This window comes from Arthrobacter sp. HMSC08H08 (assembly GCF_001807575.1).
In the GTDB taxonomy this organism is placed as follows: domain Bacteria; phylum Actinomycetota; class Actinomycetes; order Actinomycetales; family Micrococcaceae; genus Pseudoglutamicibacter; species Pseudoglutamicibacter albus.
In genome coordinates this window covers 142,216-150,277 of sequence record NZ_KV789402.1, presented here as the reverse complement: position 1 = coordinate 150,277, position 8,062 = coordinate 142,216, and the positions used below count along the sequence as shown (strand labels likewise).

7 protein-coding genes and 1 pseudogene are annotated in these 8,062 nt (G+C 56.7%); 2 read left to right on the top strand and 6 right to left on the bottom strand.

The features are described 5' to 3' along the window. Positions 1-115 precede the first annotated feature (115 nt). A complete protein-coding gene (locus tag HMPREF3175_RS08085; protein WP_070491731.1) occupies positions 116-946 on the top strand; it encodes a putative hydro-lyase in 831 nt (276 codons plus the stop codon). Positions 947-1,257: 311 nt separating this feature from the next. Here HMPREF3175_RS08085 and HMPREF3175_RS08080 read toward each other — a convergent pair whose 3' ends face one another. The 5 genes from HMPREF3175_RS08080 to HMPREF3175_RS08060 form a co-directional block, all read right to left on the bottom strand. Next, positions 1,258-2,259, bottom strand: a complete 1,002-nt coding sequence (locus HMPREF3175_RS08080) for a siderophore-interacting protein (protein WP_070491729.1) — start codon at positions 2,257-2,259, stop codon at positions 1,258-1,260. Positions 2,260-2,290: 31 nt separating this feature from the next. Continuing rightward, positions 2,291-3,094 carry an ABC transporter ATP-binding protein gene (locus HMPREF3175_RS08075; RefSeq protein ID WP_070491727.1) on the bottom strand — a complete coding sequence of 268 codons (804 nt, stop codon included), beginning with the start codon at positions 3,092-3,094 and terminating at the stop codon, positions 2,291-2,293. A 105-nt stretch (positions 3,095-3,199) separates the two neighbouring features. Further along, a complete protein-coding gene (locus tag HMPREF3175_RS08070; RefSeq protein WP_070491725.1) occupies positions 3,200-4,255 on the bottom strand; it encodes a FecCD family ABC transporter permease in 1,056 nt (351 codons plus the stop codon). Continuing rightward, complete coding sequence (locus HMPREF3175_RS08065; protein ID WP_083285423.1) at positions 4,252-5,292, bottom strand: FecCD family ABC transporter permease; 1,041 nt, start codon at positions 5,290-5,292, stop codon at positions 4,252-4,254. The genes HMPREF3175_RS08070 and HMPREF3175_RS08065 overlap by 4 nt, the downstream gene beginning before the upstream one ends. A gap of 2 nt (positions 5,293-5,294) precedes the next feature. After that, positions 5,295-6,365, bottom strand: a complete 1,071-nt coding sequence (locus HMPREF3175_RS08060) for an iron-siderophore ABC transporter substrate-binding protein (protein ID WP_070491723.1) — start codon at positions 6,363-6,365, stop codon at positions 5,295-5,297. A gap of 490 nt (positions 6,366-6,855) precedes the next feature. Here HMPREF3175_RS08060 and HMPREF3175_RS08055 point away from each other — a divergent pair. Next, positions 6,856-6,996, top strand: a pseudogene (locus tag HMPREF3175_RS08055) (D-glutamate cyclase family protein); the annotation flags it as partial. 26 nt (positions 6,997-7,022) lie between these two features. Here HMPREF3175_RS08055 and HMPREF3175_RS08050 read toward each other — a convergent pair. Then, on the bottom strand, positions 7,023-7,970 hold the full coding sequence (locus HMPREF3175_RS08050; RefSeq protein WP_070491719.1) for a LysR family transcriptional regulator: 948 nt from the start codon (positions 7,968-7,970) through the stop codon (positions 7,023-7,025). Positions 7,971-8,062: the final 92 nt, after the last annotated feature.

Genomic DNA, 8,062 nt, shown 5'->3' with positions numbered 1-8,062 from the left:
AACCAGACACACATTTTGACCCTTAACCCTAAATAGCTAGGGCCTGATGCGTGAGAGCATCAGGCCCTACGCTTGTACTAAGCGGAGGAATAAGCAGGCGGACGAAGGAGAACAGATGAACCCCACGGCGGTGAACAGCGCTGACCCACACAACGGAGCCGGCGACGATGTGGCACGCTTGAGCCCGGCGGAAGCTCGCGCGCGCTTCCGCGCAGGCTTGCGACGGCCTACCGCGGGCTTCAGCGACGGTTGGGCGCAAGCCAACCTGCTTATCGTGCCGCAGGATCTGGCGTTCGATGTTTTGCTGTTCGCGCAACGCAACCCGAAACCGTGCCCCGTGCTCGGCGTCCTGGAGGCCGGCGCCACCTCGGGGCCGTTGCTGGCCGGCGGCGACATCCGGACCGACGCACCCTCCTACACCGTGTACCGGGATGGCGAGCTCGTGGACACTCCTTCGGATGTGCTGGATTATTGGCGCGATGACCTCGTGACGTTCATCATCGGGTGTTCTTTCACGTTCGAGGCGCCGCTGCTGGAGGCGGGAATCCCGGTGCAGCACATCGCGCAGGGCCGCAACGTGCCGATGTACCGCACGAACATCGCGTGCGAACCTGCAGGCCGGATGTCGGGGCCGCTCGTGGTTTCGATGCGACCTATCCCTGCGGACCGGGTGGCTGATGCGGTGCGGATCAGCTCCCGCTACCCCGGCGTGCACGGCGCGCCAGTGCACGTGGGGCATCCGGAAGCTATCGGTATCGAGGACCTTGCGGCACCCGATTTCGGGGACGCAGTAGACATTCCTGACGGCACGGTTCCGGTGTTCTGGGCGTGCGGCGTAACCCCACAAGCGGCGGTCATGGCGTCGAAACCCGAGTTCGCGATCGGTCACGGGCCCGGGCACATGCTCATCACCGACCTCAAGAACACAGACCTGCAAGTTCCCTAGTGGGCGGGGACCCGTAGTAGGCAGGAGTCCATCCGAGGCAGGAAACATAACCCCTGTCCCTCTGAGGACAAAAGTTTCGATCTCCAGTTTCGTCTCATTCATCCAATGGCTCATACGTTCTCAACGTACCGTGGATAAAACTGCACAACGTGCCCCTTGGACACCGCAGGCTTATGTTTGACACCGTTATATGCTCCTGAGTTCCACAACGCATGACGGATTGGCGGGGTCATTACATAAGTAGCATGAGAACAGCTTGGGCTCCAACCACTCTCAGCCTCTGTTAGCTGGCAACCCAACAGGTCTAATAGTTATCCTTTCGCGGCGTAGCCCCGCTTCCAATACCCCATGAATGACACCTGATTTCTCGGAACTTGGCATTCCTTCACCAGTAGCCTCCGCATCCGAACCACCACGGAAGACTCACCTGCAATCCAGAAGTAGGTCCCGGCTAGCGTCGGATCTAGGGGCTCTGTGTTGGCCTGGTCTTCGCTTCTGCCATAGGAAATATCTTCACCGGACTGCGAAAAGCTTGGGGTCTCCCACACCAGAACGCTGGCGTCATTTTCGCCTGCCGGTGTGGTGGTTGGCGATGCATTCCTTTCGAGAACGTTTGACGGCGATTCTCGCGGGGCCTGGCTTAGCGCATTGTCGACAATCTTCACCAGACTGGAGTACAGCTGCTCGCCCGAAGAGTCGCGCTCATCTTCCGCTCGCGCCAGCCACTGTACTGAGACTCCAGGCGGTACTTCTAGTTGCTGAGCATCGCTTGTACATGGAATCTCAACAAACACGTCTCCCTGTACTCCCTCAGGCCATTCCTCCAGAGTCTTGGCAATTGCCGGCAAGGCAGTTTCGTCTCCAAGCATCACGATGCGGCTACTAGTTCCAGGGGCGAATTCGATGCCGTGGCCGGACTCATCGTCTCGTGTCGGTGCGATGATGAGCAGCTCGTCACCGACCTGTGCCTTTGTAGCCCAAACAGACGCTGGTCCAGCGGCATGGGGGTGCAACACGAAATCGATGTCGAGTTCATCAGGAGTGTTGTTTGACAAGTCGCGTCGAAAAGCGCGGATTGAATACGTGCGGATATGACCGCGAGTTTGGGGGTCAAGGTCTTTCCATGCAGTGAGCCAGTTCTCCTCAGGCAGGTCTGGAAGCTGACCCTTGGTTGGGATAAGGACTTTGATACGGACGTCTCGAATCGTGTCCTTTGGCCCGACATTCTCCACGCCGTGAAGTGTTAAGCGCTGAAAGTGTGGGGAAATCTGTCGGGTGCGGGCAACGCGAACGCGGTGTGGCTGGTATCCCATAGGAATCCTTAATCTGATGAGTTGTTTACGTCTACTGAGCTAGTTTTGAGTGATGTCGCCCAATGGGCGTAACCGTGGGTAGCCCTGAGACCGGATCGGTAATAATCCGCGATTCGAGGTCGAACGCTTCTCTGGTTAGCTCTTGTGTGAGCACGTCGACAGGCGCGCCTGCGGAATGCAGTCGGCCGTCGCGCATGGCGACGAGAACATCCGAATACCGGGCAGCCAGGTTGAGGTCGTGCAGCACCATGATGATGGTGGTGCCATGACGATGATTGAGATCAGTTAGTAAATCGAGGACTTCTAATTGGTGTTTTAGATCTAGGTAGGTTGTGGGTTCGTCGAGAAGCAGCACATCGGTTTGTTGCGCGAGTGCCATTGCGATCCATACACGCTGACGCTGGCCACCGGATAGCTCTTCGAGGCACCGCCCAGCGAGGTCTGAGACTCGGGTAGCTTCCATAGCTTCGGCGACGATGTCGTAGTCGGCTGAACTCCAGCGACCCAGAATTCCCTGGTACGGGGTTCGACCACGGCCGACTAAGTCTGCGACAGTGATGCCGTCAGGAGCGATGGGCGTCTGTGGAAGCAGCCCGAGCCGCTTTGCCAATTCCCGGGAGGAATAGGAACTTAGCTCCTTGCCATCCAGCTCAACGACTCCAGCTGATGGTCGAATCAATCGAGCTAGCGTCCGTAGAAACGTTGACTTGCCACAACCATTTGGCCCGACAATCGAAGTAATCTTTCCTGTCTCGAATGACAAAGTCAGGTCTTTCACGATGGGTTTTTCCCCATATCCAGAAGCAAGAGACTGAGCATTCAGTTGTGCGGCCACGGTGAGTGACTCCTTGATTTTTAGGTGATGCTGACAGGGATGGTTGCAGCCATCAATACGCCGGGAATGAAACGGTGTTCATGCAATGTGATGAACAAAGTAGAGCTATCGAGATGCTCTGACGAGCAGATAGATCAAAAAGGGGGCCCCGAATGCACCGGTAATAACGCCGACGGGGTAACGCGTACCGAAGAGGTATTGACCGGCTAAGTCCGCGGCAAGTACTAAGAGGGCTCCGACCAATCCTGATGGCACTATGAGGTTCGCGCCGGGCCTGAAGATCCGAATCGCGATGGGGCCTGCCATGAATGCGACAAATGAGATTGGTCCGGTTGCGGATGTCGCCACTGCGATGAGCATGACGGCTCCGACAACTAGAGCCCCACGAAGCAAGTTCACGCGCAGTCCGAGTGAGGTGGCAACGTCGTCTCCAAGCTCCAAGATTGATAGCTTATGCGCGCCAATCAATAGCAACGGCGTCACGGCTAGAACCGTAATAACTAGCGGAAATCCGCGCTCCCAGGACATGTTATTCAACGATCCAGTCAACCAGCGTGTTGCCGTCGGCAGGTCCCACGCGGAAGCCTTCGACAGTACGTAGGTGGTCCACGCCTGCAACATCGCGGCAATGCCAATTCCCGTCAGAATCAGGCGGGTGCCAGTAAACCCCGATTTCAACGCCAGCAGGTAGGTCAGCGCAGCCACGCCTAACGACACCATTAGCGCCACCGTTGACACGGCCGCCTGAGAGGCATGAAATAGCACAATCATGGTCGAACCGGCAGCGGCCGCACCAGCGGAAATACCGATAATGTCCGGTGAAGCTAACTGGTTTCGGAGCATCGTTTGGAAGATGATTCCTGATACGCCAAATGCAAAGCCGGCGACAATTGCAATCGTGGCGCGTGGTAGACGTAGTTCGCCCACTGCGAAGGATGCACCGGGAACAGTGTCACCCTTGATGACGCTGATGACGTCGGCAAGGGTATAGAAGGAATCTCCAAACATGAGGCTCAGCATCCACAGCGCGGCCGTAAGCGTTGCAAGAACCACTAATGTGAGCGTAAAGCGAATTCGGGCTCTGCCACGTTGTTCTTGGATAGAGTTCGCTAGTTCGCTGACCCTGTTCCGCGGGCGCATGTCGGGAACGAGGTGTGTCATAGGTCCCGCATCCTTGTCCGTCGCACGATCCAAATAAACAGTGGGGCTCCGATGAGAGGCATGATGATGCCGACTGCGATTTCGGATTGGTCACCGACGAGGCGCCCAACGGTGTCAGCAAGCGTGAGTAATAATGCTCCTGTCATGGCGCTTGCTGGGATGAGAACGCGGTGGTCGGTCCCAAGGACCATCCGTAGAACGTGGGGGACGATGAGACCGACGAAAGCAATCGGGCCAGTGACGGCAGTGGTGGTTGCGCAGAGCAGCACCGCGCCGAGTGTTGTCAGGACTCGCGTACGGGTTAAGTTGATGCCGAGGCCGGTGGCGACATCATCGCCAAGAGAGAGCGCGTTGAGCCCGCTGCTGTTTAAAAAGACGATGACGAATCCGAGACCAAGCAAAGGAAAGGCGATCTTCAGTGATTCCCACTGCGCACCGCTGACGGAGCCGATTTGCCAGTTGCGGAACGCGTCCATGACATCGGCTCGTGGCAACAGAATGGCACTGGTCAAGCTGGATAGGGCGGCGGCCGTGGCAGCTCCGGCAAGAGCTAGTTTGAGTGGAGTGGCTCCGCCGTGGCCGATTGATCCCACGCAGTAGACAAACACTGCAGCCGCGAATGCACCGATTGATGCAATCAGCATTGTCGGCATCGTGCGAGTGATGTTGAAGAAGGTGATACCGATAACAACTGCTAATGAAGCGCCGGCCAGAACGCCGAATATTCCGGGGTCTGCGAGTGGGTTTCGAGTGACAGCTTGAAATGCTACGCCCGAGGTGGCGAGCGCTGCACCCGCGCACAGTGCTAGCACTGTGCGCGGGATGCGTGTCCATGCTGCTGCCTCTCCCGCGGTGTCGGTAGATCCACCTAAGGCGGAAAGCGCCTCGGTTAACGTAATACTGCGTACGCCGAACATCACCGAGACGACCACCGATATCAGTCCAAGTATCAGTAAAAAACCGAATACAGCTGACTTGGTGGTAATCGAAGGCCGGGGAACGGACTTTGCTGAAACAGCGTGGACTGAGGTTGGCACTGTTACTTCTTCAACCCTTCGTTAAGCGCTCCGAAGTAACGGTCGATGCCCCAAGGGATAGCGAGCGGTGAGGGGTTCGCGGAGGCTCCTAGTGGGCCATCTTCAAGGAAGGCAATGTTGCCGTTCTTCACCGCTGGAATCTTGGAAAGCAGTGGATCTGCCTGCATATCCTTGACCTTCTTTTCCTCCTTGGCTTTATCGCCCGAGGAGTAGGAGATGATGAGATCGACATCATCGAATTGCTCCGGGTTCTCAGTAGAGACTTCTACCCAGAAATTGTCGGCAGTCTTGGACTTTTCCTCGACGATCTTCGGCGCTGCAAGACCGTGGTCCATGAGGAATCCCATACGAGGATCTTCTGTGGAGTAGAAGCTAAGCTTGGATGGGTCTGAGCCGTTGCCGGGGGTGGTAAAGAGTGCCTTCTTACCCTTGAGGTTCGGGTATTTCTCAAGCGCGTCGGCGATAGTGGCATCCAGGTTCTCAGACAACTTCTTGCCTTCATCGGCCTTACCGATCGCCTTGGAGCTAATCAGAACCATGTCTTCCAATGATGTGCCCCATGCCATGTCTGGGTAGGCAATGACGGGTGCAATCTTGGAGAGTGTTTCGTAGTCCTCCTTCGAGATTCCGGAGTAAGTGGCAAGAATAATGTCGGGCTTTGTTTCTGCGACTTGTTCAAACGGAATGCCGTCGGTTTCATCGAAGAGCACCGGCTTCTTGTCGCCGGAGTCTGCGCCGAGTTCCTTCAGCTTGTCTTCAACCCATGGAAGGATGCCATTGTCGTCATCGTCGCCGTAGGTGGCCTTGGTCATACCAACGGGTACCTGTCCCAGAGCAAGTGGGACTTCTTGGTTCGCCCAGCCGACACACGCAATTCGCTGCGGAGCCTCTTTGATAGGGGTCTCCCCGAACCGGTGTTTGATGGTTATAGGGAACTGCGTGGTGGAATCCGAGGCGCTGACGCTACTGGTGTTGTTTTCGCTACTCGCCTCGTTGCTTCCGCAGGCTGTCATAGTGAATGCAATAGCACCGCTGGCCACCGCGGCCGTCAGGGTTTTAAAGATTTTCTTCACGTCGGTCCTTTGTTGTGTGCGGAGAGTTTCGGTGGGTGCCTCCGAGTCCAGCAGTTCGCTGTACTTCGGAAAGAGTAACATAAGGTTAGGCTAACCTAATAAGAGAAGCAACGTCGGACTTAAATGGTTAATGTGCGTTGAAAGGGGTCCTCAGAGACTTCCTCTATGAACGCCTCCCGATTCCGTAGCACCAGGTTCGACACCACGAACTCCTGCGGCCTCGGCACGTCGACCATTCACCAGGCCCACCACGGGTGGTAGCGCGGACAAGCGGCCAGCAGCTCAGGGTCGCCAGCCTGCGCTGCAAGGCATGCCCACGTTAAACCTTCACCGCAACCGACCTTGAAGAGAGACTCGCCAAAGTAGTTATCCGGCCGTTTACCGTGCTTCTTCTCATGCATTCGCCGCGTGCGGACGCGCTGCGACGGAGTGACTTTCTCTCGCGCCGATGGAGTCTTTCTGCCTACGTGGCGCCCAAGAACTTGCGCAGCACATCGAGCAGGTCTGCAACGTGCCTATGTACCGCACGAGCATTGAGTGTGAGCCTGCGGGCCGGATGTCGGGGCCGCTCGTGGAGATTCCTGACGGCACGCTCCCTGTGTTTTGGGCGTGCGGTGTGACACCGCAGGCGGGGTTCCGTGGGGGCGGACAGGAGAGCTAGAACTTCTCAGATCCGATCTTTTTGGCTATCCGAATCAGCTCCGTAACCTTCTCTTGCGGGAACTGGGTCTTCCTATAAACCACATCAATCGTGTTCTGGAAGACCTCTTCCTTCAACGGCCGATACACCAACCCGTCGCGCACTCGCTGTTGTGTCGGTACGCCATCACTATGGCCCGCCGCGAGAGCCTCGGATGGCGCAATATTACTGACGGCAACACCAAGCCCTCGATGAACAAAAGAACGGATCGCTTCCCAGGATGCGAAGCGCCATTTCGGCGAAATCTCAACGCCAAGATTTCGAGCTTTCTGAAAGAAAGGGCGTTGGTTCTCCGGCGGCTCCAACGCAATCACTGTATGCATTGCTAGTTCCTTGATGGAGACCTGTTCTTGGGCAGCCAGCGGATGACCCTCGGGCAAAACCGCTTTGAGCCGGACGTGCCCCACGACGTCAACTTCTAAGTCCGTCCGGGTACGTTGTTGCCCCAGCACGAGAGCGGCATCCAGTTTTCCCTGAGCTACCGCGTCCTCCAAACCCCGTGGGCCTGTCTCAGCAAAACTCAGCTCAACCTCGGGATGCTTTTGCACGAAATGGGCGGCAATATCGGGAAAATAAAGGACGATAGTGGACTGCATTCCGCCGACCTTCAAGGGTCCGCGGAGCTTCCCACCGGCAGACCGTGCCTCCTGATGCGCCTCGGCCATATCAGCCAGCACCCTCCGCACGCGCTGCGCATATCGCTCCCCCGCCGGCGTGGGGACTGACCTCTGTCCCTTGCCGCGAAGAATGAGCTGCGTCCCGATATCTTTCTCTAGCGCCGTAATAGCGCTCGAAACGTTAGCTTGCGTTACGTGGCAAACCTCGGCCGCAGCGCTCATCGAACCGTGATCAATCACCGCCAAGAAATACTCAAGTTGCCTTATCGTGACACGCAATCCATCCATGTATAGATCCTAGCTATATCGAATCAAAAAATAATTAGTTTGAAATACTTCTCGGCCGAGCGGAGACTTGAAGGCACTCATGTGACATAGAA